Origin of the sequence: Bifidobacterium sp. SO4, from assembly GCF_018555355.1 — a bacterium.
In the GTDB taxonomy this organism is placed as follows: Bacteria; Actinomycetota; Actinomycetes; order Actinomycetales; family Bifidobacteriaceae; genus Bifidobacterium; species Bifidobacterium miconisargentati.
On record NZ_JAFEJP010000001.1, the window covers coordinates 309,959 to 335,609 of the forward strand.

The following is a 25,651-nucleotide window of genomic DNA, read 5'->3' on the forward strand; positions in this document are numbered from 1 at the left end:
GCCCCCGCTCAAGAGCCCTCAAGCAGTGAAGTCAGATGAGCTCCAACGTCACGTCGAGCTTGAGCGGGCGGTCGGAGGGCAGCTGGAACTCGGGATGCACGGGCGCGCCCCAGGTGTCGTCGCCGCCGATGCCCATCTGGGCAGCCAGCAGGCGCAGGAAGGTGTGGCGCACGGGCGGCAGTTCGTCGGCGTGCGTGGCCTCCTCGATCATCAGGGAGCTGTAGGGCAGCAGACTCATCGCGAACGGTTCGCCAGAGCCCAACCCCAGATCCGCCCCCGAGCCAACGCCTGCACCGGCCGTCACGCGCATGCCATGTCCGGTCGCATCGGTGATCTCCGCCCAGCGCACGCCCTCGTGGTTGCCGGTCTCCTGTGGCACCAGGTACGGCGCGAAGTCCTGCTTTGCGGTGCGCGAGAAGATGCCCAGCTTGGCGCCGTGCAGGCGGTCGGCGTACGTCTCCTCAGGGCCGAGGCCGTAGAAGCGCAGACGGTCGTACTGGGCCGGCAGCATCCATTCGATGCCGAACGCGGGCAGCGTGGCCGCGTCAGCCTCGCCGGGGTATTCGGCGGTCAGGTGCACGCGCAGGGCCGTATCGACCTCGTAGGTCACCGTGACGGGCGTGTGCGCGGCGTCCGCCAGCTCGTAGCGGTAGACCGCACGCAGGCCGGCGTCATTACGCTCGATGGACGTGCCGGTCACACGGGCGTAGCGGCCGGCGGCGAACCACTGGGCGCGCTCGAATCCGGAGCCGTAACCTCGGTCGTTGTCCACCAGGGCGCGGAACGTCGTGAGGTTCGGGCGGCGGATGACCATCTCGCGGCCGTCGCGCACGAACGAGACCATGCCGCCGGCGGTCTTGGAGAGCAGCACCTCGCCGTAATCGGTGTGGATGCCGGCGTTGAAGCCGTCCTCGGCGGTGATCGCCAGCGGCCAGAAGCTACCGTCAGCGTCGGCGGAATCACCGTCGCCGGCCGCAGCGCCATCGTCGAACGACACGGTGGCCACGTACTGACCGAACGCCAGCTCGTAGCCGGCCGGCGCCCAGTCGGTGGCCGCGTCAAGCCGCTGGTCGACCTCGTAGGTCACCTCGAACCGTCCGACGAGCGGCACCAGGTCGGTCACGCGCGGGAAGGCGATGGGCAGGCGCTGCGTCTCGCCGGCGGGCACGTCGAAGCGGTAGTCGGCATGCCAGCGCTCCACGCCGTTCACCAGCACGCGCGCGGTGAAGCGGAAGCCAGCGGTGGAGATGAACAGGTTGTCATTGGTGATGGTCACGCCGCTTTCATCCGGCACGAGGCGAACGTTGGCATACAGCTGCTTGACCTCCTGGGCCTTGGGAGTGACGCTGCGGTCCGCGAAGACGATGCCGTTGCCGCTGAATTCGTAGTCGGTGGGGCGGTCCCCGAAGTCGCCGCCGTATGCGAGCCGTTCGGTGCCGTCCGGGAGACGCTGGAAGAGGGCCTGGTCCACGTAATCCCAGATGAAGCCGCCCTGGTACTTGGGGTATTGCTCCAGCGCGGTGTACAGGTGCAGGCCGCCGGTGGAGTTGCCCATCGAGTGCGAATATTCGCAGGAGATGTACGGCTTCTGGTCCTCGCCGAACAGGTACAGCTGCTTGATCTCGTCCGGCTTGGCGTACATACGGCTCATGATGTCCGTGACGTCGCTGTACTCGGGGTCGTTGAATACGCTCTCATAATGCACCGGGCGGGCGGGGTCCGTGGCGTGCACGAAGTCGCGCATGGTACGGAACACGTCGCCACCGAATGACTCGTTGCCCAGCGACCAGATGACCACGCTCGGATGGTTCCAGTCGCGGCGCATCATGCTGTTGAGACGGTCCACGCAGGCGGCGCGCCATTCGTCGCGGCTGCCGGGCACGGCGGTCTCCGGGTGGAACGAACCGTCGCCGTAGGTCCAGGTGCCGTGGGTCTCGAGGTTGGTCTCGTCGATCATGTAGATGCCGTATTCGTCGCACAGCTCGTACCAGCGGGACTGGTTGGGGTAGTGGCAGGTGCGCACGGCGTTGATGTTGAGGCGCTTGAACTCGCGGATGTCCTGCAGCATCACGTCCTCGGTGAGGGCGCGGCCGACGCGGGCGTCGAATTCATGGCGGTTGACGCCCTTGAATACGATGCGCTTGCCGTTGAGCTTCATGAGCCCGTCCTCGATGGCGAAGTGACGGAAGCCCACGCGCTGCGGCACGGTTTCGATGACGCGACCGTCCGCGTCCAGCGCGGTGACGGTGAGCGTGTAAAGGGTCGGCTCCTCGGCGCTCCACGGGTCGACGTGGCCAACGTTCGCATGCCAGGTCAGGGCGGTGGAGGAGGTGCCGTTTGCGCCAACGTTGGCAGTCGGTTCGCCGGCTTCGGGGGCGATGATTTCGGTCGTCCCATCATCGTCGGCAGGAACGTCACCGGACACCGCAACCCCAGCGGCACGCGACTCACGCCAGACCTCGGTGCCGGCCGCATCCGTCAGCACCGCCTCGAACGATGCCGCGCCGGCCGCATTGCGCACGAAGGCGTCCACGGACAGCTCGCCCTCGCCGCTGACGTGGTCGTAGTCCGCGGTGACGCGCAGGTCCTCGACGTGCACTGCCGGCTGGGCGGTGAGCTCCACGGAGCGGAACAGGCCGTGCATGCGCCAGAAGTCCTGGTCCTCCAGCCAGCTGGCGGAGGCGAACTCGAAGACGGCCACCGCGAGCAGGTTCTCGCCGGTGGTGAGCAGCGGGGTCACGTCGAATTCGCTGGGCGTGTAGGAATCCTCGGAGTAGCCCACGAACGTGCCGTTGAGCCATACGGCGATGGCCGTGGAGGCGCCGTGGAAGGTCAGTGTAACCGTGCGCCCGGCCTCGATCGCCTCGGCCACTTTCGGGCTCGGCGTGAAGGTGCGGCGGTAGAGGGCCACATGGTTGTGCTCCGGGATGTCCGGGGCCTGCGGTGACTCATGGCCGGACCACGGGTACTGCTGGTTGACGTACTGGTGCTTGAGTAGGCCCTTGACCTCCAGGCAGGAGGGTACGTCGATCTGGTCGAAGTCGTCGTCCGGGAAGCCGGGGCGCGCGAAATCGGCGTCAGCCACCTCCTCGGCGCCGTCCTCCACATCGGCCAGGTCGGCCCAGTCGGCCAGATCGGTGACGGTCACGCGCCAGGTACCGTCGAGGCTCTGCTTCAGATCCATCGATTCGCCTGCGGCCGGCGCGTGGTCGTAGAACCGGTGGCTGGAGTGCGCGGCGAGCCGGTTGACGGCGAACACGCGCGGGTCGGCGATCCAGGCCGGATCGAAGCGTTCGGCGGTCGGCACTGCGGGGGCCGCGGCCGCACCGGACTTGCGGCCCGCGGCACCACCGGCGTCGCCCGCGCCGGCAGAACCGGCGGCATCGGGCATCTCAGGAACGTTGCCCAGGCCAGTCACATCAGTCATCAAAACCTCACCTTTCCTTGTCCGCCCGCGGCACGGCACCGTGCCGGAGCATACGATTCGCCTGCCCTACGATAACCGATGACCAGGGCGGGCGGCATCCACGTCATCTCCCAGTGTATCCGCTGTGTAACCGGTCACACAAACGAAGGTGGGCGTGTGTCGCAAACGCCAGTTCCCCGCAAAACGCCAGAATCGCGAATACGATGAGGAGCATGACCAAGGCAGGTAAGAAAGCGACCATCCGCGACGTTGCGCGACTGGCGGGCGTGTCCTACGGCACCGTCTCCCGATACCTCAACGGCAGCGCGCACGTATCCCCGGCGGCCGCCGAGCGCATCGCCCAGGCCATCAAGGACGCCCGGTACACGCCGAACCAGGCGGCCCGTTCCCTAGCCCAGCAGCGCACGCAGACCATCGCCCTGGTGATTCAGGTCGAATCGAACGAGACGCTCATCCAGTCCAGTGTGGCCCGCGCGATGATCGGCGCGAACCAGACCATCGGCGACGCAGGCTATCAGATGGTCACGCTCATCGCCAACACGGACGCCTCCACCAGCCGTATCGCGCAACTGGTCAACAGCGACTTCGCGGACGGCTACATGCTGTTCTCCCTGAGCGAGGACGACGTGCTGGCCGACGCTTTCCTCACCACGGACCGTCCGGTGGTGATTTCGGAGGTCAGCAACCGCAGCGTTCTGCCGTTCCCCGCCGTCGACTTCGCCAACGAGGACGGGCAACGCGACATCACGCGCCATCTCATCGAGGCCGGATGCACGCGGCTCGCGTACGTGTGCGGCCCCGGCTATTCGCCGACCGCCACGAACCGTTTCAAGGGTTTCCGTGAGGCGATGGGGGAGCGGTTCGACGAACGCCTCGTGTACTTCTCGGACGACTGGGAGATGACCAGCGGCGAGATGGCCACGGCCGATTTCCAGCCGATGCTGGCCGAGTTGGATGGCATCGTGTGCGCCAATGACGACATCGCCTTCGGCGTCATCAACCAGCTGAATCGGTTCGGCTACCGGGTGCCGGAGGACATCGCCGTGACTGGGTTCGACGATTCGCCGATCGCCGTGCTCTCGCGGCCGAAGATCACCACGGTGCGGCAGGATTCGCAGCTGCATGGCCGCGCGATGGCCGAACTGGTGCTTTCGATGATGCACGGCGCGCAGGTCGAGCCCGATTACGTACGACTGCTGACCACGACCATCGTGGACCGTCAGTCGGCGTGATGGGGCGTAAGGAACCAAGCCGCACGCATACGAAAAACTCCCCTCGCTGAGAGGAGCCGGGACATCCGCATCGAAGCTTGTTTTGTATAGTTGGTGCTCAGTAAAGGGGTTTCTATGGTCACCATGAAGGATGTCGGGCGCGAGGCCGGAGTCTCGGCCATGACCGTCTCGAACGTGCTGCGCGGCAACGACAACGTCGCCCCGGAGACGGCGAAGCGCGTGCGCGAGGCCGCCGACCGGCTGCACTACCGTCTCAACACCACCAGCCTGTCCGCACGCAGCCTGCGCGTCTCCACCAGCCGCCGGGGCCGCACGTTCGGCACCATCGGACTGGCCATCTTCGAGCTCGACCGGCCGTACCCCTCCCAGCTCGCCTCGCTGATCTCGCAGGCGGCGGAGAAGCGCGGCTACCAGACGGTGGTGCAGGAGACCCGCATCAACGCGGAGAACGAACGCTCCATCATCGAGCGGGTGTCCAACCAGTTCTGTGACGGGCTGATCTTCAGCTCCAGCCGACTGTCCGCCGCGGAGATCGAGCAGCTGTCCAATCACCGGCCGACCGTGCTGCTGGACGACGACCGCCCGCAGCATGACATCGACACGATCCTCACGCCGAGCGAGCTTGGCGCGCAGGCGGCCATCGAGTATCTGTGGGCCGGCGGCAAGCGGCATATCGGCATCGTGGGAGGCCTGGGGGAGGGGTCGGACGAGCATGAGACCGCCGATTCGTACGACACCCGCCGTCGCCGCCTGATGGGCTGCAGGAAGGCCTTCGAGAAGCTGGGCGTGGACTGGTGGGAAGTGCCGATCATCCCCACGCCCTGGAACGACGTGGAGGCCCGTCAAGCCGTCAAACAGTATGCCGATGTGATCCGTTCCTGCGACGCGCTGTTCTGCATGACCGATACCACCGCGTTCGGCGTGATCCGCGGACTGAAGGACCTGGGGCTGAGCGTGCCCGAGGACATCGCCGTCATGGGATTCGACGGCATCGAGATGGGCGCCACGATGGTGCCGTCGCTGACCACGGTGGCGGTGGACATCCCCATGGTCGCGCAGAAGGCCGTGGACATGCTCATCGAGCGCATCGACGACGAATCAGACCGCGAGCGCCAGCGTATCGTGGCTGACTTCCACATCGAACGACGCGAATCCGCGTGACGGAACCGGCCCTACGGGCCGATGCTGTGTTTTCCGCAGGCTCACGCCTGCTCCGCTTCTCTCCCTCAGTCCGCCTGCGGCGTCCAGCTCCCTCGTCAGAGGGAGCCAAGAACTACACCGTATAAGGTCTTGCCTCCCTCTGACGAGGGAGCTGGCATCGGCGAAGCCGATGACGGAGGGAGAGAAGCCAAGCAGGCGCGAGCCTGCGGAAACGCCGCATCGACCGCAGGCCGATTCCTCTACCGCCTCACCAACACAACAAAAAAGCGGCCCGCATAGGCCGCTTTTTCAATGCTTGACGAAAAGTCCGTATCAGTCGTCGCCGAGCGTGAGGTGCACGCCGCCGACCAGGGTGCTGACCACGTTGTAGATCAGCGCCACGATGGTGGTGAGCAGCGTGATGATCACCACTTCGACGATCGAGAAGATGGTCACGGCGGACACCACGGTGGGCAGGGACAGCACGTTGCCCAGGTTGAAGGAATCGGCATCCAGGCCGGTGGAGGAGACGATCTGCGTGATCTGGCCGAACACACCGACGGCGTCCAGCAGCAGCCAGACGATGGTGGCGGCGACCACCTGGATGATGGCGCCGGCGATCGACAGCAGGAACGAGACCTTGGCCACGGACCAAGCGTCCACGCGGGTCAGGGACAGGCTCATGCGGCGTGCGCGCGGCGCGGCGCGGCGCACGGCCGGACGGACCGGGGTGGTGCCGGACGGCGGCAGCGTGGATTCCTCCGGGTCGCTGGAAACGGAGCGGGCCACACGCGGTGCAGCATGCTCGTTGGTGGGCTGGATCGCTGCGGGCTCGTCGTTTTCGAGATTCTCGCTCATCGTTTCTCCTTCAAGGGCTTAATCGGTAGCCTCGTTGTTAGCGAGGCTACCAGTGTTTCAGGACTCCGCTCGCGCCTCGTCCGCGTTGTTTTTTCGTCTTATTTCGGCTCCCCCACAGAGGGAAGCCAAAACGGTCACTCCTCGGTAGGAGCCTCGGTGGCAGCGGACTCCGTGGCGCCGGCAGCAGCGGTCTCAGCAGCCTCCGCAGTCTCCTCGGCGTCCTCCTCGTCCTTCTCCTCGTTGCGGGCGATGGACAGGATCTCGTCGCCCTTGTCCGGCTTGGCGAAGGTCACGCCCTGCGTGGCGCGTCCGGTGCGCTTGACCTCGTCCACGTTGGAGCGGATCACCTTGCCGGACTTCATGATGGCCATGACCTGATCGTCCTCGGAGACCACGAGCGCGCCCACCAGCGAGCCGCGGCCCTCGACCAGCTGCACGGCCTTGACGCCGTAGCCGTTACGGCCCTGCAGGCGGTATTCCGAGATCGCGGTGCGCTTGGCGAAGCCCTCGTTGGTCACGACGAACAGGTCCTTGTCGGAGTCGGCCGGGACCACGTCCATGGCCAGCAGCTCGTCGCCGTCACGGAACTTCATGCCCTGCACGCCGGCGGTCTGGCGGCCCATCGGGCGCAGCTGATCGTCGTCCGCCTCGAACTTCAGGCTCATGCCGAGCTTGGAGACCAGGATGATGTCGTCCTCGGCGTTGCACAGCGCGGCGCCGATGAGCTCGTCGGCGTTCTCGCCGTTCTCGTCCGCCATGAGTCGCACGGCGATCAGGCCGCCCTGACGCGGCGAATCGTATTCGGCCAGCGGCGTCTTCTTGACCTTGCCCGAACGGGTGGCGAGCACCAGGTACTTGGCCACCTCGTAGTTCGGGATGGACAGCACGGTCTGGATGGCCTCGTCCGGCGCGAACTGCAGCAGGTTGGCCACATGCTGGCCCTTGGAGTCGCGAGAGCCCTCAGGCAGCTCGTACGCCTTGATGCGGTACACGCGGCCCTTGTTGGTGAAGAACAACAGCCAGTTGTGCGTGGAGGTCAGGAAGAAGTGGTCCACCACGTCGTCCTCGCGCAGCTTGGTGCCCTTGATGCCCTTGCCGCCGCGGTGCTGGGCGCGGTATTCGTCCGCCTTGGTGCGCTTGATGAAGCCGGAGTGCGTGACGGTGACCACCACGTTCTCCTCGGCGATCAGGTCCTCGACGTTCATCTCGCCGGAGAACGGCAGGATCTTGGTGCGACGGTCGTCGCCGTACTTGGCCACGATCTCGTCAAGCTCGTCGCCGATGATCTTGCGCTGGCGCTCCGGCTTGGCGAGGATGTCGATGTAGTCGGCGATCTTGCGCTGCAGCTCCTCGTGCTCGGCCACGATCTTGTCGCGGTTCATGCGGGTCAGCGTGCGCAGCTGCATGGCCAGGATGGCGTCCGCCTGCACCTGGTCGATGTCGAGCAGGTGCATCAGGCCCGTGCGGGCCGCGTCCGTGTCCTCGGAGGCGCGGATGAGGGCGATGACCTCGTCCAGCATGTCGAGGGCCTTGAGGTAGCCCTGCAGGATGTGGTCGCGCTCCTCGGCCTCGCGCTTCAGGTAGGCGGTGCGGCGGGCGATCACGTCGAGCTGGTGGCCCACCCAGTGGCGGATGAAGGCGTCCAGCGAGAGCGTGCGCGGCACGCCGTCCACGAGGGCCAGCATGTTGGCGCCGAACGTCTGCTGCAGCTGGGAGTGCTTGTACAGGTTGTTGAGGACCACCTTCGGCACGGCGTCGCGCTTGAGCACGAGCACGAGGCGCTGGCCGGTGCGGCCGGAGGTCTCGTCGCGCATGTCCGCGATGCCCTGGATCTTGCCGTCGCGCACAGCCTCGCGGATGGAGACCACGAGACGGTCCGGGTTGACCTGGTAGGGCAGCTCGGTGACGACCAGGCACATGCGGCCGTTGATCTCCTCGGTGTTCACCACGGCACGCATGGTGATCAGGCCTCGGCCGGTGCGGTAGGCCTGCTCGATGCCCTTGTGGCCCAGGATGGTGGCGCCGGTGGGGAAGTCGGGGCCCTTGATGCGCTGGATCAGGGCCTCCAGCAGTTCCTCGCGGCTCGCGTCCGGGTGGTCGAGCGCCCAGTGGACGCCGTCCGCCACCTCGCGCATGTTGTGCGGCGGGATGTTGGTGGCCATACCCACGGCGATGCCGGACGAGCCGTTGACCAGCAGGTTCGGGAAGCGCGCGGGCAGCACGGTGGGCTCCTGGGTCTTGCCGTCGTAGTTCGGCAGGAAGTCGACCGTCTCCTTGTCGATGTCACGCACCATCTCCATCGACAGCGGCGCCATACGGCATTCGGTGTAACGCATGGCGGCGGCCGGGTCGTCGCCGGGGGAGCCGAAGTTGCCCTGGCCGTCCACGAGCATGTAGCGCATCGACCACGACTGGGCCATGCGCACGAGGGTGTCGTAGATGGCGGAGTCGCCGTGCGGGTGGTACTTACCCATGACGTCGCCCACCACGCGCGAGCACTTGTTGTAGCCGCGGTCGGGACGGTAGCCGCCGTCGTACATCGCGTAGATCACGCGGCGGTGCACGGGCTTCAGGCCGTCACGCACGTCCGGCAGGGCGCGGTCCACGATCACGCTCATCGCGTAGGCGAGGTAGGACTCGCGCATCTCCTGCTGCAGGTCCTTGCGCTGGATGCGTTCGCCGGCCAGCAGGCCGTAGTCGGTGGTGTCCGCCTCCTGCGGGCTCAACGGCTCCATCGAACCGTCCGGCGTGAACTGCTCATCGCCGTTGTCGCCGCCGGCGGGATTGGCGCCACCCGGCATGGTGTTGTTTTCGTCTGCCACTTAAGTTCCTTTTTCCGTCCTGCGGCTCCCCTCTCTGAGGGGAGCCAATCATCAATCACGCATCGATCCAGCTGACGTTCTTGGCGTTGCGCTGGATGAAGAGTCGGCGGGGCTCCACCTCGTCGCCCATGAGCATCGAGAAGGTCTCGTCCGCGGCCGCGGCGTCCTCGATGTGCACCTGCTTCAGGATGCGGTGCTCGGGGTCCATGGTGGTCTCCCACAGCTCCTGGTAGCTCATCTCGCCCAGACCCTTGTAGCGCTGGATGCCCTCGCCCTTGGGCAGCTGGCGGCCCTTGGCCTTGCCCTCGGCGAGCACGCGGTCGCGCTCGGCGTCGGTGTACACGAAGTCGTGCGGTCCCTTGGTCCACTTGAGGCGGTACAGCGGCGGCATGGCCACGTACACGTAGCCCGCGGTGATCATCGGGCGCATGTAGCGGAAGAACAGCGTGAGGTTCAGCGTGGCGATGTGCGCGCCGTCCACATCGGCATCGGCCATGATGATGACCTTGTGGTAGCGCACCTTGGAGATGTCGAAGTCCTCGCCGTAGCCGCCACCCACGGCGGTGATCAGCGATTCGATGGTGTCCGACTTCATCATGCGGTCCAGGCTGGCGCGCTCGGTGTTGAGGATCTTGCCTCGAAGCGGCAGGATGGCCTGCGTGATCGGGTTGCGGCCCTGGATGGCGGAGCCGCCTGCGGAGTCGCCCTCCACGATGAACAGCTCGCACTCCTCCGGATTCGAGGACTGGCAGTCCTTGAGCTTGTCCGGCATGCCGGCGGACTCGAAGATGGACTTGCGGCGCGTGTTCTCGCGGGCCTTCTTGGCGGCCAGACGGGCGCGGGAGGCCTCGATGGCCTTCTGGATGATGTTCTTGGCCTCGGCCGGGTGGGCGTCGAACCAGTCGCCGAGCTTGTCGGTCATCACGCGCTGCACGAAGGTCTTGGCCTCGGAGTTGCCGAGCTTGGTCTTGGTCTGGCCCTCGAACTGCGGGTTGGTGAGCTTCACGGAGATCACGGCGGTCAGGCCCTCACGCACGTCGTCGCCGGAGAGGTTCTCGTCCTTGTCCTTGAGGATGCCCTTCTCGCGCGCGTAACGGTTGACCAGGCTGGTCAGCGCGGCGCGGAAGCCCTCCTCGTGGGTGCCGCCCTCGGTGGTGGAGATGGTGTTGGCGAAGGTGTGCACCGACTCGGAGTAGGCGGTGGTCCACTGCATGGCCAGTTCGGCGGAGATGCCGAGCTTGAGGTCCTCGGCCTCGAAGCTGATGACCTCGTCCTCCACCGGGGTGGTCTTGCGCACCTTGACCAGGTAGTCCACGTAGTCCTTGATGCCGTTGGCGTACTGGTAGGTGACGGTCTGGTTGGTCTCGCCGGCGTCCGGAACGCCGTCGCCGGTGACCTCGTCGCCGGCCTGGTCGGGCTCGCGCAGGTCGGTCAGGCTGATCTTGAGGCCCTTGTTGAGGAAGGCCATCTGCTGGAAGCGGGAGCGCAGCGTCTCGAAGTCGTAGACGGTGGTCTCGAAGATCTTCGGGTCCGGCCAGAACGTCACGGACGTGCCGGTGGACTCGCCTTCGGCCATCGGCTCGCCCTGCTTGAGGCGGGCAGTGGGGTGCTGGTCGATGTACGTCTGGGTCCAGTGGAAGCCCTGGCGGCGCACCTCGATGTCCACGCGGGTGGACAGGGCGTTGACCACGGAGATGCCCACGCCGTGCAGGCCGCCGGAGACGGCGTATCCGCCGCCGCCGAACTTGCCGCCGGCATGCAGCTTGGTCATCACGGTCTCCACGCCGGACACGCCCTCGCCGGGCACCTCGTCCACGGGGATGCCACGGCCGTCGTCCACCACGCGGATACCGTTGTCCGGCAGGATGGTGACTTCGATGTGGCTGGCGTATCCGGCCAGGGCCTCGTCCACGGAGTTGTCCACGATCTCATAGACCAGGTGGTGCAGGCCGCGCGGGCCGGTGGAGCCGATGTACATGCCCGGACGGATGCGCACCGCCTCAAGGCCTTCCAGCACGCGCAGATCGGATGCTTCGTAGTGCTCGGGAGCCATGGATTCGTCGAGCTCGCCTTCGGTCAGCTCCGCATTGTTGATATGCTCGTCAGCCGCCTTCAGCTGTTCCTCTTTGCTGGTTTCGTCTGCCAACAGGCTTCCTTCCGTAACTTCAAGGTCAGCTCGCAAACGAAGGTCATTTGCAAGGGTGATATGGCTTAGGAGGCTCGTAAAGGGCTCTTCCAGCCGTTTGACCATACTGCATGTGATTTTACTCGTCTAACACGACGAGCGCCATAGCGAGGCCTCTGAAGCATTTTTCAAGGATTCACGGCTCCATCGGGCCGGGAAGCCGCCCTCCCATCGCCGAATGGTCGCCGTTCAACCCCGCCCCACGATCCGCCCCCCGCTGACGGGGAAGCCAAAGGAAGGATCGGCTATTTGCGACGGGCCCATTTGCGGGTGTATCCGGCGGCGGGGCCGGTCACGCGGATCTCGTTGATGGTCAGTCCCTTGAGGTTGCGGCGGATGGTTTCGGTCAGCTGGGGGATGAGGTAGGTCAGCTGTGTGGCCCAGACGGTGGATTCGGCGCGGATGGTCAGGATGCCGTCACGGAAGTCGGCTACGGCGGAATGCTGGGCGATCGCCGGGCCCACCACCTGGTCCCAGTGGTTGCGCAGCTGGGCGAGCTTGAGGTTCGAGGCCCAGACGCCGCTGCCGGCGATGGTGGTCATGACCGATCCCAGTTCGGCCGGGTCGCGGCCGGGCTTGCCGAAGTTCTCCAGCGACTCCTCCTCGCGCCGGCGACGGTCCTTGAGCAGCGCCCCGCGCCGGGAGAGCCGCTCGAACACCTCGGCGGGCAGTTTTGCGGCATCCAGATGCAGCGCCTCGGCGATCGGCGGTCTCATGCCGCATCCTTCCCGACGGTCTTCTCATCGACCGCCGATGAGTCCGCAACGTCACCGGCTCGTCCCGGCTCCATATCGGCGCCCCGACCGGCCTTCGGAGAGTCATCCACCGCGGGCTCGGCCGCCGCGGAACTCGACGCCGGGGATGCATCGGCTTCGGCGGCAGGCCTGTCGCTCTCACCCACGACACACCCCTCTTCTCCCCACTCGGAGCTCGCATTTTGCTTTTCTCGCAAACCGGACAATAATTCCGAAACCAACCGTTCGTTGGGATCCGGTTCGACCAGGGCCGCAACGTCGATGAGATGCGCGTCCCGGTGTGCGGGAACATCGCCTTCGGCGGCCACGGTGACGAGCACCTGGTCCTGCTTGCCGGCGAAATCGAGGATCTGCCGGCGACGGTTGTCGTCCAACTGGGCGAACACATCATCGAGGATCACGATGGGCTTGACACCCAACCGTTCGCGCACCACCTGGAACAACGCCATCTTGAGCGCCAACGCCATGGTCCACATCTCGCCGTTCGACGCGAACTCGCGCGCGGCCATGCCGTCGAGCTCCAATTCCATATCGTCGCGCTGCGGTCCGATGAGGTTCACGCCGCGCGCCACCTCGCCGGGGTAGATGCGTTGGAAATGCTCGCTGATCGCCGGATGCGGATCGTCATACAGCAGCACCTCCTCGAACGAGGGCGCATAGGTGAGCCGTACCGCGCCGGCCTGCGAGGCCAATTGCCCGTAAATCGCGGCGAACGGTTCGGCGAGCAGGTCGATCACCCGCCGCCTCATGCGGGTCAGGGCCATGCCGGCCTCGATGAACTGGCCGGTCCAGATCTCCAATCCGCTCAACGCCGCATCGACCGGAACCCCGGCGTTCGCATTGGCGCCGATCTGCTTCAGCAGCGTCGCCCGCTGCTTGCCGATGCGGGTGAATTGCTGCAAAGCCGCGGAATATCCGGGTTCCAGCAACGCCCCGGCCTGGTTCAGCATGGCCCGGCGGGCCCCGGGATCGCCGGCGACCAGCCGCTGGTCCTCGGGAGTGAACGAAACGCTGGGAATCTGGCCGATGATGTCGCGCAGATACAGCGATTTTCCTGAGTTGATGCGGGCCCGGTTCGCGCCGCGCGCGTGAATCGCCGCCTCATACGTGGTCTCGTCGGACAGATCGTCGTCGAACACGACGTTCGCGCGGATCGTGGCGGTCGGCTGTCCGCGTTCGATGAGCGGCAACGTGCCGGAAGTGCGGTGGCTCGCCCCGGTCGACAGCACTTCGACGGCCTCGACCAGATTGGTTTTGCCCAATCCGTTGCGGCCCACCAGAATGTTGACGCCCGGAACGAAATCGACCACTACCTGACTCCAGGAGCGGTAGTGGTCTAGTGCGAGACGGGAGATGTACATCAGTTGTTGAAGCGCATGGGCACCAGCAGGTAGCGGTAGTCCATGGATTCGTCGGAGTCGGCCTCCTGCTGACCGTTGAATTCGACCGGCTTGACCGGGGTGGTCATCTTGATGCGCACGAACGGTTCGGCGATGGCGGACAGACCTTCCTTCAGGTAGCTCGGGTTGAATGCCACGGTGATGTCGTCGCCGTCCATGTCCACTTCGAGTGTTTCGTTGGCCTGGGCCTCATCGGCGGAACCGGCGGAAAGCTGCACTTCCTGGCCGGAGAAGACCATGCGGATCGGGGCGTTGCGCTCGGCCACCAGGGCCACGCGGCTGATCGCGTCGAGCAGATCCTGCTTGCTGACCACGGCCTGGATCGGGTATTCGTCGGCGAACAGGCGATCCACCGCGGGGAACTCACCGTCGATGAGCTGCGAGGTGGAGACGCGACCGGCGTTCTCGAATCCCAGCAGCGTGGGGGAGTCGGCGTCGAAATCGAGGCGGATGTTCTGGTGTTCGTCGAGGGAACGGGCCACATCCTTGAGCAGCGAACCGCGCACGAGGGTGGTGGTCTCCACGTTCGGATCCTGCGGGGTCCAGGTGAAGGTGGCGCGGGCCAGACGGAAACGATCGGTGGAGGTCATGACCACCTTGTTGCCCTGGAACTGCATGCGAACGCCGGTCAGCACCGGGCGGTTCTCCTCGCGGGAGACCGCGACGCACGCCTGGCCCACCGCCTGCACGAACGTGGGGGTGTCGACCTGGCCGAGCGCCGGCGGCACGGTGGGCAGATCCGGGTATTCGGCATCGGGCATGAGCTGCAGGGTGAAGGTCGACTTGCCGGAGGTGATGGTCAGAGTCGATTCGTTGGTGACGAGGTAGGTCTTCTCGCTGCGCAGCGATTTGGTGATGTCGGCGAGCAGTTTGCCGAGCACCAGGGCGGAACCGGATTCGTCGACGCCGGCCTCGATGTGGTGACGGGCGGAGATTTCGTAGTTGAAGGCCGAGAACTGCAGCGTTCCATCGATGGCTTCAAGGCGGACGCCCGCCAGAATCGGGTTGGAGGGGCGTGCATCGATGACACGAGAGGTCCAGGCGACGGCATCGGCCAGTGCGGCGGTATCGATTTCGACTTTCATGTGTGATTGTTCCCTTCGTCGGATGATCTGAGCAACATTCTAGCGGTTGGCGACTTGGTCCAGTACGTTCGGTTGGTCCGGCGTTATTATGGCGATGGTGAATTCGTAAGCACTGTAGGTAATAGCCATAATAAGCGCTGTGGATAGTGTGGATAAGTGGGGTCGAGACCTACTGCCATAACGGTTGATAACTTTTGCAGAACTGTGGATAACTTCTGCATAGATGGTGGATAACTAGCCGACTTATCCACAGGCGCTTCGACCAATTTTGGTTTTCCACTTTCGAAGCCGATTTATGCACGAGTTTTCCACTGAAAAACAGTGGGTAATCCACGACTTATCCGCAGAGTTTACCCACATTTGTGAATAAGTATGTGGATAACTTTTCCCCACTTTCGTCTCCCGCACGGCGTGTTGCGGACCCGGTCCGGCTGGGAGAATCGTTTTCAGCGACCGTTTTCGAGGGTTTTTCGGAGCCGGGCGCGCAAAGTGCCGAAATCGGTCTCCAGGATCGATTCTGTGGTTTGCAATTGTCGGATTGGTGGGGTCGAGAGAATTTGGCGCCCCTCTCTGAGGGGAGCTGGCACGCGGAGCGTGACTGAGGGGAGTCCCGCGTGAGCATCTTCTCTGCTCCCCCTCAGTCGTCTTCGACGACAGCTCCCCCCAGAGAGGGGCGCCGGAAACAATGAGCGAGTTCTCAATCGGGTGCTGAAAATCGCCGAACCGGTGAGAATCGGCGTCCGGGAGAATCGTTTCTGACGAACGAAAAAGGCCCTTTTCCATCGCGCGGACGGAAAAGGGCCGAAAACGGTCTGTCAGACGGATTGTACGAGACGGGCGAACGGGCGGCTCAGTCGCTGCTGTTCTGCTTGAGTCGCACGGTGAGTTCCATGACGTAGTTGTAGATCTCCTGCTTCTGCTGCATTTCGTCGCTCACGCGCGTGTAGGCGTGCATCACCGTGGTGTGGTCGCGGCCGCCGAAGACCTCGCCGATGTCGAGCAGGCTCATGCTGGTCATCTCACGGGCGAGGTACATGGCGATCTGGCGGGCCAAGGCCACGTTCTTGGTGCGCGAACGGCCCACGAGATCGTCGAACGTCAGGTGGAAGTACTTGGCGACCTGTCCGATGATGTCGGTGGGCTTGATCTCCACGTCGGTGGTGAAGAAGTCCTGGAGGGTCTGTTCGGCCAGGGCCCGGGTGACGGGCTGGTTGCTCAGGGAGGCGACGGCGGTCACGCGGGTCAGGGCGCCTTCGAGTTCGCGGATGTTCTCCGTGAAGCGTTCGGCGATCAGGTCGAGCACGTCGTTGGGGATCTTGGATCCGTTCATCGACGCGATCATCCTCAGGATGGCGATGCGGGTCTCGAGGTCCGGCGGCTTGACGTCAACGGTCAGACCCGATTCGAAGCGGGAGATGAGGCGCGCTTCGAAGCCCTTGAGGTTCTTGGGGGCGACGTCGGAGGCGATGACGATGCGCTTGTTGGCCTGGTGCAGGGAGTTGAACGTGTGGAAGAACTGGTCGAGGGTCGCTTCCTTGCCGCCGAGGAACTGGATGTCGTCGATGAGGAGCACGTCGACCTGGCGGTAGCGTCGGTTGAATTCGGCGATCTGGCCCTGGCTTTGGTTGGGGTTCTGCAGGGCGTCGATGAATTCGTTGGTGAATTCCTCGGATGTGACGTACCGGACCTTCAAACCGGGGTCCTTGACGAGCGCGTAGTTGCCGATGGCGTTGAGCAGGTGGGTCTTGCCCAGACCGGAACCGCCGTAGATACACAACGGATTGAAGTCCTGGCCCGAGCCCTCGGCCACGGCCAAGGCCACGGTACGGGCGAACCGGTTGGAATCGCCCGGCACGAACGAATCGAACGTGAAGTTCTTATTGAGATGGGTCTCCGGATCCCGGTTCATCTTCTGCTGGCCCACCGGGAAGCGCGGCTCCGACTGGGGCACCATCGGCTTCGGCTCGGGGGCGGAGGATGCGGACGGACCGCCGAACGGCTCCTTGCCGAAATCGGCGACGGTCGGATTGGCTTCCATCGTGAACGGCGCGTTCGGCTTCCTGCGTTCGGGCTCGGTATGCGGCACCACCTTGAACGCAGGGAACATGTCCTGGCCGGTGGCCGTATGGAGTGCCTGGACCAGAGGGCCGTTGAGGTCGCCCTGGACCGCACGCAGCGTGACGTTGTTGTCGACGCACAGCACGATGGTCGAACCGTAGACGCCTTCGGGCACCACGCCCTCCAGCCAACCCTTCTCGCGGGCGCTCAGCGATGAGTTATGCTTGAGCACCGTCAGGGTGTTGGCCCAGATGTGAGCGGCCTCGACGGCAGGGTCGCCGGAAGTATGCACCATGGTCGGCCCTTTCTTCGCTCTGGCGTGGATAATACAACTAACTATGTTTACTCCGATATGGGGAAGTTATCCACCGCGTTGCGTGTTGAAAACACTGGAATGTGAATAACATACATGTAATTTGTGGATAACTTTCGGCCCTGAATGCCTGATTTTCCGCCGTTTCGCGGGTTGCTCCGGCGTGTCGCGGGCCGTGTCGAAATGTGAAAACTCCCCTCTCGTTTTGACTTCGGACTAGGGGTGAGGGTAGCTTGGTATAGCTTGACTCACGTGAGGGCAGCGCGAAGCGTTGCCGAATAGACCTAGGAGCAATTATGAAGAGGACGTTCCAGCCGAACAACCGCCGTCGTCACATGAAGCACGGCTTCCGTCTGCGCATGCGCACCCGTTCCGGCCGCGCGGTGATCAACCGCCGTCGCGCCAAGGGCCGCAAGTCCCTGTCCGCCTGATTCGGTCGGACCATTACCACAGCGGCATAGTCGAGGTGGAGCGGCTACAAAGCCATCGTGATTTTGTCACCGTGCTCAAGCGCCGGCGCAAGGTGGGTGGCAAGGATATCGTCGTGCACTATCTGGTGCCCGGCGCGGTTCGCGATGAGGAACAGACGTCGAATCACCGACGTCTGGGATTGGCCGTATCCAAATCGGTTGGCAAAGCGGTCACGCGCAATACGGTGAAGCGTAGGTTCCGGGTATCGGCCCGGGCCCACGAGCATCTGCTTCCGGAGCAATGCGATATCGTGCTGCGCGCCAAGCCGAGCGCCGCGACCGCGGATTTCTCGTCATTGGACGAGCAGATCGCCAAGGCTTTCGCTGCGGTGGCACGGAAGACGGCTTGAATCATGGCTTTTTCCTTCAGGGCGGTGTTGATTGCGGGAGTGCGCTGGTACCAGCGCAACATTTCCGCAAACACACCGCCCTGTTGCAAGTATTACCCAAGTTGCTCGAATTATGCCATTCAGGCGCTTGAACGATATGGCGCATTCAAGGGCGGGTTGCTTGCCGTGTTGCGTCTGCTGCGTTGCAGGCCGTGGAGCCGCGGGGGCATCGACGATGTTCCCCAACGCTATTCCGTGTTCTATCGATTTTCGTGGTCGAAGGCCCATGAGGAGCCTCGACTGACCCCATTGGCCACAACTCAAGGAGAGGCCCATCGATGACTAACCCAAACCAATTCCTTCTGGACAGCGGTTTCTGGGGATTCTTCTATAAGATTCTGACCCCGGTCGAATGGCTGCAGACCTGGATCCTGAAGCTGGTTCATGATTTCTTCGTGCTGCTCGGCATGAACGAGATCGGCGTTTCGTGGGTCCTCGCCATCATCTTCCTGGTGCTGGTGGTGCAGGCGTGCATCTTCCCGCTGTTCTACAAGCAGATCAAGTCGATGCGCAAGATGCAGGCCCTCGCGCCGAAGATGCAGCGCATCCAGAACAAGTACAAGGGCAAGACGGACCAGGCTTCGAAGGAAGCCCTGAGCCGTGAAATGATGAAGCTCTACCAGGACAACGACGCCAACCCCGCCGGATCCTGCCTGCCGATGCTCATCCAAGGCCCGGTGTTCATGGCGATGTTCTACACGCTGTCCGCCATCCCGTACATCGCGAACGGCGTACGCGAGGAACCGCTGGGTGCCTTCGACGTGGCCACGGCCAAGCAGTTCACGCAGACCGACGTGTTCGGCATCGTGAGCGTCACCGACAACTTCACCTCCGCCGCGTTCGGCGGCAAGATCGTCATCGGCATCTTCGTGGCGCTGATGTGCTTCTGCCTGTGGTTCGTGCAGTACTTCAGCATGAAGCGCAACATGGCCGCCGCCTCGATGAACAAGCAGGCCGAGTCCATGCAGAAGATGATGCTGTGGATCTTCCCGGTCATGTATATCTTCTCCGGCGTGACCATGCCGTTCGCCGTGCTGGTCTACTGGCTGACGAACAACGTGTGCAACCTGGTGCGTACGCTCTGGCAGGTCTACTACTTCCCGACTCCGGGCTCCCCGGCGGCCGAGGACAAGGAGAAGCGCGACCACCGCATCGAGAACGCACGCCGCGCCAAGGAAGGCCGCCCCTCTCTGGAGGAGGAGGCCCTGGTCAAGGCCAAGGAGGAAGCCGAGCGCAAGGACGCGCGTGGCTACCAGCGCCAGCAGCCGGTGCGCAAGAGGAAGAAGAAGTAGCGCGATAGGGGAGCGCGACTGGGGGATGGGTGTCCGATGTTTCACGTGAAACATCGGACACCCGCAACACCGGTCCACCGGTTTCGGGCGGACTGGGCTTAGACTTGGAATTCATACCTGACATAAAGGAGAGGCATATGGCACAGGATGATGTGAAGACGATCGATCAGCTCAACGAGGAAGCTGACATCGCTGCCGATTACCTCGAAGGACTACTGGACATCGCCGACTACGAAGGCGACATCGAAATGGGCGTGCGCAACGATCGCCCCACCGTGCAGATCGTCGCCGACGATGACACCGACATCAAGCACCTCATCGGGCGCAACGGCGAAGTGGTGGACGCCCTGCAGCAGCTCACCCGACTGGCCGTGCAGCAGAAGACCGGCGAACGCTCCCACCTCATCGTGGACGTCGACGGTTTCCTCAAGCGCAAGCGCCAGCGTCTGCGTGACATCGCGCTGGACGCCATCGACGCGGTCAAGGACACCGGCGAACCGGTGGACCTCAAGCCGATGAACTCCTTCGAGCGTAAGGTCGTGCACGATGTGGTGCGTGAGGAAGGCCTCAAGTCTCGCTCCCATGGCGAAGAGCCGCACCGTTATGTGACGGTGTACATGCGGAGCAAGGCCGAGGATGATGAACTCGAAGACGAGGAGTGATAGAGTCAAGACTTGATTGACCGATTCCCCACATACGGTGGTGGATGGCGCGTTGCGCCGGTGGATGGTTTACTAGGGAGGATCATCCACCGGCGTTACGCCGACCGATCCGCCGGTCGTGTGGGATCGGGTCAATCAGCGTGTGAAGTATTCGGATGATGGAGATGGCGTCGTAAGGCACGGCGCCTTTTCCATGCCGAATACCTGGATACGTGGTACGGATAAGCCGGATGTTTCACGTGAAACAAGGACGACAAGGGGAATGGCTATGACGGATCAGCTGACCGGTTCGCCGGTACTGGCCGAAGTGCTGGGTGACGCACTGCCTCAGCTCGAACGTTTTCATGCCAAGCTCGCCGAAGAGGGGGAGCCGCGTGGCCTGATCGGACCTCGTGACGTGGACATCATCTGGGAGCGGCATATCCTGAACTCGGCCGCCATCGTGCCGTACGTGCGCGAGGTGACCGATGGCATGCGCTTCAAGACCGTGGCCGATGTGGGCAGCGGCGGTGGATTCCCCGGCGTGGTGGCCGCGGCCTGCCTGCCTGATCATGAGTTCACTTTGATCGAACCGATGGAGCGCCGTATCGAATGGCTGCATGAATGTGTCGATCTGCTGGAGCTGAAGAACGTGACGATCGTGCGTGGCCGCTCCGATGAGGTCATTGCCGCCGTGCGCAAGCGTAAGGTGCATCCGTTCGCGGTGGTCACCTGCCGTGCCGTGGCACCGATGACGAAGCTGTCCGGCTGGACGCTGCCGTTGCTGAAGTCGCAGGGACGTCTGGTCGCATTGAAGGGACGTTCGGCCCAAGCCGAAATCGATAAGGCTGCCAAGGAGATCGCCCGTTTCGGTGGCCTGCGTCCGCGCGTGGTGGAGGCCCCGGTTGGCCCCGGCCTGGAACCCACGCATGTGGTGCTGGTGGACAAGCGATAGGGGGAGAGACGGTCATGGCATGGCAGTTATCCACAATCGCAGGTCCGCCGAAAAGTTATCCACAATTTCGGCCGGAGAAGTGCACAACTCGCAAAACGTTGCAAAATCAACGGTTATAGAGGGCTCTTGTGGATGCGATAACGAGGAAATCGTCCACGTTATCCACAGTTATCCACAATGCGGGTCGAAATAGTGGATAACTCAAACCATGTCCACACGAATGAGAACACTGGAACATACGTCTGTGCAAGGAGGAACGATGGCCTCGAAGGATCATCAATCGGAACCGATGGAAACAGCTTCCGAAACCCTTCATCGTATTTTTGATGGGCAGGGTTCCGTGCTGGGTAACCAGATCGCCGACGAATCCTCCCGCTACGAGGCACTCAAGCAGGCGGTCTTCCCCAAGCCGGCGAAGACCCGTCGCATCGCCGTCGCCAACCAGAAGGGCGGCGTGGGCAAGACCACGTCCACGGTGAACGTCGCCGCCGCGCTGGCCAACAAGGGCGCGCAGGTGCTGGTCATCGACATGGATCCGCAGGGCAACGCCTCCACGGCCCTTGGCGTGCCGCATGCCTCGGGGGACAAGTCCGTGTATGACGTCATCGAGGGACGCGCCGGACTGGGGGATGTGCTGACGGTCTGCCCGGACTTCGCCACGCTGGACGTGGTGCCGGCCTCCATCGATCTGAGCGGCGCCGAACTTGAGGTGGCGGACCTGCCCAATCGCAACACCCTGCTCAAAGAGGCGCTGGACCTGTATCTGCGCCAGTCCGAGAAGCACTATGACTACGTGTTCATCGACTGCCCGCCGAGCCTGGGTCTGCTCGTGATCAACGCCATGTGCGCGGTCACGGAGATGCTTATCCCGATTCAGGCCGAGTACTACGCACTGGAGGGTCTGGGCCAGCTCATCAACACCATCGGTCTGGTGCAGACGCACTTCAATCCGGTGCTGTTGGTGTCCACCATGCTGGTCACCATGTTCGACCGCCGCACCCTGCTGAGCCGCGAGGTGTATGGCGAGGTCAAGGGACACTACCCGAGCATCGTGCTCAACACCACCATTCCACGTTCCGTGAAGATCTCCGAGGCACCTAGCTTCTCGCAGTCGGTGATCGCCTATGACCCACGCGGCATCGGCGCGATCGCCTACGGCGAGGCCGCTCTGGAGATTGCCAAGCATTCCCAGCAGGTGCTCGACGCCATTGACGCGAGGAGGAAGAACAACTCATGACATCGAAATCTCGACTCGGCAAGGGCCTCGGTGCATTGTTCCCCACGCTGCCGGGGGAGCAGGATGCCAACGCGCAACTGGAACTGCTGCCGGATACCGATAAGCATGATGGAGCCGAAGCGAAGGCCAGTGCCACTGCCATGAAGGGATCGGCCGTGAAGGACTCGGTGAAGTCCGGTAACGCCGGTGCCGTAGCGGGGGAGTCCGGAGCGACCGCGAAGCAGCCCGCCGGCAAGCATCAGAAGAAGACCACGGGCAAGCGTGCCTCCATGCCGAGCATCGGCGCGATCGCCCACCCGAGCGACCTGTTCTTCGGCGGTGAGGACGTTCCCGCCGCCACCACGCCGATCGATACCTTCATGCCGATTCCGGGCGCGGCCCAGCATGCCGTGCGTGCGGACGAAAGCAAGGATGTTTCACGTGAAACATCTCAGCCGGCGTTGGCGGGCAAGGATAAGGATGCGAAGGATTCCACTGGTTCGTCCGAGCAGTCGGGCGAGGATAAGCCGGTGGAGCTGAAGCCGGTGGAGGGCGGCTACCTCGCCGAACTGAAGCTGTCCGACATCGGGCCGAATGCGCATCAGCCACGTACCATCTTCGACGAGGACGAGCTCAACGAGCTGTCCGCTTCCATCAAGGAAGTCGGCGTGCTGCAGCCCATCGTGGTGCGCCGCCGACCGGCGGATCAGATCGCCGCGGCCAAGGCCGAGCAGCAGTCCGCTGATACGGAGTCGAACGCCAATCCGTTCGCCGGACGTATGGACAGCCCGTATGAGCTCATCATGGGTGAACGCCGTTGGCGCGCGTCCCAGCTCGCCGGACTGGAGACCATCCCGGCCATCGTCAAGACCACGGCAGACGATGACATGCTGCGCGACGCCTTGCTGGAGAACCTGCATCGTGTCGCCCTGAATCCGCTGGAAGAGGCGGCAGCCTATCAGCAGATGATCGACGAGTTCGGCCTGACCCAGGCGCAGCTGTCCAAGTCGGTGTCCAAGTCCCGTCCGCAGATTGCCAATACGCTGCGACTGCTTAACCTGCCTGCCGCGGTGCAGAAGAAGGTGGCGGCCGGTGTGCTGTCGTCCGGTCACGCACGTGCGCTGCTGGGATTGACCGATCCCGAGGAGATGGATAAGCTGGCCTCCCGCATCATCGCGGAGGGACTGTCCGTGCGTAGTACTGAGGAGATCGTCTCGATGAAGATCGCCTCGGGGGAGCAGCCCAAGAAGCCGAAGACCTCCAAGACCAATCCGTGGGTTGGATCCGCCATCCAGCAAAGCCTGGAGAACCACTTCGACACCAAGGTGTCCATCAAGGGCACACAGAAGCATGGTCGTATCGAGATCGTGTTCTCGTCGCCGGAGGATATGGACCGCATCCTGCAGTTGTTGGTTCCCGGACAGGGCGACGCCGCTATGTCCGGTTCTGGCGACTCCAAGTGGGTGTGAACTCGTCTTGGCGGTTGATGGCCTGAGCATATGGCCGAATAGCGTATCTGGACGCTGATGGAATAGGGGTATGCCTCCCGACACACTCAAGGCCGTTCGGCCAAGCTTACGGTCGGGAGGCATACCCCTATCCCATCAGCTACGGAATATTGTTTTTATTCCAGGTAAGCCTGGGTGTCGAGGGCGGCGCGGCAGCCCATACCGGCGGCGCTGATGGCCTGACGGTAGGTGCGGTCCACGCAATCGCCTGCGGCGAAGATGCCGGGGGCGCTGGTGACGGTGCTGCCGGCATCCACGGTGATGTAGCCGTCGGCATCGCGCTTGACCACATCGGCCACGAAATCGGTGGCGGGGGTGTGGCCGATGGCCACGAACACGGCGTTGCAGTCCAGCGTGCTTTCCTCGCCGGTCACGGTGTTGCGCAACGTGACGCCGGTGACATACTTTTGCGGCTGCTTTGCCAAGCCGGACAGTAGTCCGCCACCCAAAGCATTGCCGTCGAGACCGGGGAGTGTGATGGCCGGCTTGTCGATAGTGGCCGTGCCGGGCTTGGTCAGACCAACGCCTGCACCGATATTCAGGGAGACGCCGGCGGCCTTGATGGACGGCGCGGACGGGGCTTGATCGCCGGACTGCACACTGCTGTTGGCTGTGCTGGTTTCGTCAGCTGCGGCGGGGGAGGGTGCGTCGCTTGTGATGGCGGTGACGACGGTGTTGGTGACGAGCGTTAGTTTCGGATCGGCTTTGGCGCGTTCGACCATGATCTGCGAGGCACGGAAGCTGCCTCGGCGATGAATCAGGGTGACGGACGAACCGAAGCGGGTGAGGAACAGGGCCTCCTCGAAAGCGGAGTCACCGCCGCCGACCACGACGATGGGCTTGTCCTTGAAGAAGAAGCCGTCGCAGGTGGCGCAGTAGGAGACGCCATGACCGGACAGTTCCTCTTCGCCGGGGACGCCGAGCTTGCGTACGTTGGAGCCGGTGGCCACGATGACGGCCGAGGTTTCGAGCGTTTCGTCGTCCGAGGTGGTCAGGCGGTACTGCGGGTGGTCGTCATGCTGGGGAAGTGCTTCCACCGATTCGACGTCGGCGGGAAGGAATTCGGCACCGAATCGTTCGGCCTGCTTGCGCATGCGATCCATCAGTTCGGGACCGAGAATGCCCTCCGGGAAACCAGGGAAGTTCTCCACCTCCGTGGTGTTGACGAGCTGGCCGCCGGGTGCCAGCGCGCCCGTGATGACGAGAGGATTGAAGCCGGCGCGGCCCAGATAGATGGCCGCAGTGTATCCGGCAGGACCGGAACCGATAATGATGACGCGATGTTTCACGTGAAACATTCTCACATTGTCATGCGACCTTCCGCCCTACGCAATATCAGACAAAGTCCTTGGCCCCCTCTGCCGAGGGGGCTGTCAGCGAAGCTGACTGGGGGAGAGTAGCAGAGCAGGCGGAGCCTGCGGAAAACTTGTATCGACGGTAGGTCGATGCCGATTTATCGAAGGGCAATCAAATGATTGAGAATCCTGTCTATGGCATTCTCTCCCGGACCGCATTGTCAATCCGCTGACATGTCTCACGGAACATGAAATCTATTTCATTGTTCGCAAACCGTAGCACGGTCAATCCCGCAGCCTCAAGCTCCTTCGTGCGTATCGCATCAGCCTGCTGCTGTCTCGTTGTATAGTGACCGCCACCATCAAGCTCCACGGCTAATCCGGCCTTGGCACAATAGAAATCTACGATGCGGTTTCCTATGGGTTTCTGGCGTTGCCATCGGATTGGATAGGAACTGAGAAATCCATACCAGAGTTTCCGTTCCCAAGGTGTCATCTGTCGCCGAAGGCTTCGTGCTTTACCAACGTTATTAGGGTTGTAATCCTTCATTGATACAGCATAGCTGTCAATCCGTGGTAGCGGCATCGGCCGGTGGCCGATAGGTTTTAG

General features: G+C 63.5%; 18 protein-coding genes and 1 pseudogene. 10 read left to right on the top strand and 9 right to left on the bottom strand.

The features are described from left to right. Positions 1 to 31: 31 nt before the first annotated feature. Positions 32 to 3,427 carry a glycoside hydrolase family 2 TIM barrel-domain containing protein gene (locus tag JS536_RS01265; protein WP_240544185.1) on the bottom strand — a complete coding sequence of 1,132 codons (3,396 nt, stop codon included), beginning with the start codon at positions 3,425 to 3,427 and terminating at the stop codon, positions 32 to 34. Positions 3,428 to 3,639: 212 nt separating this feature from the next. Here JS536_RS01265 and JS536_RS01270 point away from each other — a divergent pair, with 212 nt between their 5' ends. Together JS536_RS01270 and JS536_RS01275 are read left to right on the top strand one after the other, a co-directional pair. Beyond that, positions 3,640 to 4,659, top strand: coding sequence for a LacI family DNA-binding transcriptional regulator (locus JS536_RS01270; protein WP_240544186.1), 1,020 nt, complete (start codon positions 3,640 to 3,642; stop codon positions 4,657 to 4,659). Between the two features lie 114 nt (positions 4,660 to 4,773). After that, positions 4,774 to 5,820, top strand: a complete 1,047-nt coding sequence (locus tag JS536_RS01275) for a LacI family DNA-binding transcriptional regulator (protein ID WP_214355477.1) — start codon at positions 4,774 to 4,776, stop codon at positions 5,818 to 5,820. A 312-nt stretch (positions 5,821 to 6,132) separates the two neighbouring features. On the opposite strand, the gene JS536_RS01280 is transcribed toward JS536_RS01275, so the two are convergent. From JS536_RS01280 to dnaA, 7 genes and pseudogenes are all read right to left on the bottom strand, one after another. Beyond that, positions 6,133 to 6,657, bottom strand: coding sequence for a DUF3566 domain-containing protein (locus JS536_RS01280; RefSeq protein WP_109055926.1), 525 nt, complete (start codon positions 6,655 to 6,657; stop codon positions 6,133 to 6,135). A 134-nt stretch (positions 6,658 to 6,791) separates the two neighbouring features. Further along, a complete protein-coding gene (gene gyrA, locus JS536_RS01285) occupies positions 6,792 to 9,458 on the bottom strand; it encodes a DNA gyrase subunit A (RefSeq protein ID WP_214355514.1) in 2,667 nt (888 codons plus the stop codon). 76 nt (positions 9,459 to 9,534) lie between these two features. Continuing rightward, the gene (gyrB, locus tag JS536_RS01290; RefSeq protein WP_109055925.1) at positions 9,535 to 11,625 is read right to left on the bottom strand and encodes a DNA topoisomerase (ATP-hydrolyzing) subunit B; all 2,091 of its coding nucleotides are present in this window, start codon (positions 11,623 to 11,625) and stop codon (positions 9,535 to 9,537) included. A gap of 284 nt (positions 11,626 to 11,909) precedes the next feature. Then, complete coding sequence (locus tag JS536_RS01295) at positions 11,910 to 12,380, bottom strand: DUF721 domain-containing protein (protein WP_109055924.1); 471 nt, start codon at positions 12,378 to 12,380, stop codon at positions 11,910 to 11,912. Positions 12,381 to 12,661: 281 nt separating this feature from the next. Beyond that, positions 12,662 to 13,780, bottom strand: a pseudogene (gene recF / locus JS536_RS01300) (DNA replication and repair protein RecF); the annotation flags it as partial. After that, positions 13,780 to 14,904 (bottom strand): DNA polymerase III subunit beta, encoded by a 1,125-nt coding sequence (gene dnaN, locus JS536_RS01305; RefSeq protein ID WP_109055923.1) that lies wholly within the window; start codon positions 14,902 to 14,904, stop codon positions 13,780 to 13,782. The pseudogene recF and the gene dnaN, both read right to left, overlap by 1 nt. Positions 14,905 to 15,754: 850 nt before the next feature. Next, positions 15,755 to 17,257 carry a chromosomal replication initiator protein DnaA gene (gene dnaA, locus JS536_RS01310; protein WP_214355478.1) on the bottom strand — a complete coding sequence of 501 codons (1,503 nt, stop codon included), beginning with the start codon at positions 17,255 to 17,257 and terminating at the stop codon, positions 15,755 to 15,757. A 314-nt stretch (positions 17,258 to 17,571) separates the two neighbouring features. On the opposite strand from dnaA, the gene rpmH reads away from it, so the two are divergent. From rpmH to JS536_RS01350, 8 genes are all read left to right on the top strand, one after another. Beyond that, entirely contained in the window at positions 17,572 to 17,706 is a 135-nt protein-coding gene (gene rpmH / locus JS536_RS01315) for a 50S ribosomal protein L34 (protein WP_007054596.1), read from the top strand. A gap of 35 nt (positions 17,707 to 17,741) precedes the next feature. Beyond that, positions 17,742 to 18,095 carry a ribonuclease P protein component gene (rnpA, locus tag JS536_RS01320; protein WP_109055921.1) on the top strand — a complete coding sequence of 118 codons (354 nt, stop codon included), beginning with the start codon at positions 17,742 to 17,744 and terminating at the stop codon, positions 18,093 to 18,095. A gap of 3 nt (positions 18,096 to 18,098) precedes the next feature. Next, positions 18,099 to 18,416, top strand: a complete 318-nt coding sequence (gene yidD, locus JS536_RS01325) for a membrane protein insertion efficiency factor YidD (RefSeq protein WP_109055920.1) — start codon at positions 18,099 to 18,101, stop codon at positions 18,414 to 18,416. After that, positions 18,413 to 19,426, top strand: coding sequence for a membrane protein insertase YidC (gene yidC / locus JS536_RS01330; RefSeq protein WP_109055919.1), 1,014 nt, complete (start codon positions 18,413 to 18,415; stop codon positions 19,424 to 19,426). The genes yidD and yidC overlap by 4 nt, the downstream gene beginning before the upstream one ends. A gap of 137 nt (positions 19,427 to 19,563) precedes the next feature. Further along, positions 19,564 to 20,088, top strand: a complete 525-nt coding sequence (locus tag JS536_RS01335; protein ID WP_109055918.1) for a R3H domain-containing nucleic acid-binding protein — start codon at positions 19,564 to 19,566, stop codon at positions 20,086 to 20,088. Between the two features lie 268 nt (positions 20,089 to 20,356). Then, on the top strand, positions 20,357 to 21,022 hold the full coding sequence (rsmG, locus tag JS536_RS01340; RefSeq protein WP_214304610.1) for a 16S rRNA (guanine(527)-N(7))-methyltransferase RsmG: 666 nt from the start codon (positions 20,357 to 20,359) through the stop codon (positions 21,020 to 21,022). 259 nt (positions 21,023 to 21,281) lie between these two features. After that, the gene (locus tag JS536_RS01345; RefSeq protein ID WP_193852550.1) at positions 21,282 to 22,259 is read left to right on the top strand and encodes an AAA family ATPase; all 978 of its coding nucleotides are present in this window, start codon (positions 21,282 to 21,284) and stop codon (positions 22,257 to 22,259) included. Beyond that, a complete protein-coding gene (locus JS536_RS01350) occupies positions 22,256 to 23,707 on the top strand; it encodes a ParB/RepB/Spo0J family partition protein (protein WP_214355479.1) in 1,452 nt (483 codons plus the stop codon). Before JS536_RS01345 ends, JS536_RS01350 begins: the two co-directional genes overlap by 4 nt. A 155-nt stretch (positions 23,708 to 23,862) precedes the next feature. On the opposite strand, the gene JS536_RS01355 is transcribed toward JS536_RS01350, so the two are convergent. Next, positions 23,863 to 25,044, bottom strand: a complete 1,182-nt coding sequence (locus JS536_RS01355; protein ID WP_214355480.1) for an FAD-dependent oxidoreductase — start codon at positions 25,042 to 25,044, stop codon at positions 23,863 to 23,865. Positions 25,045 to 25,651: the final 607 nt, after the last annotated feature.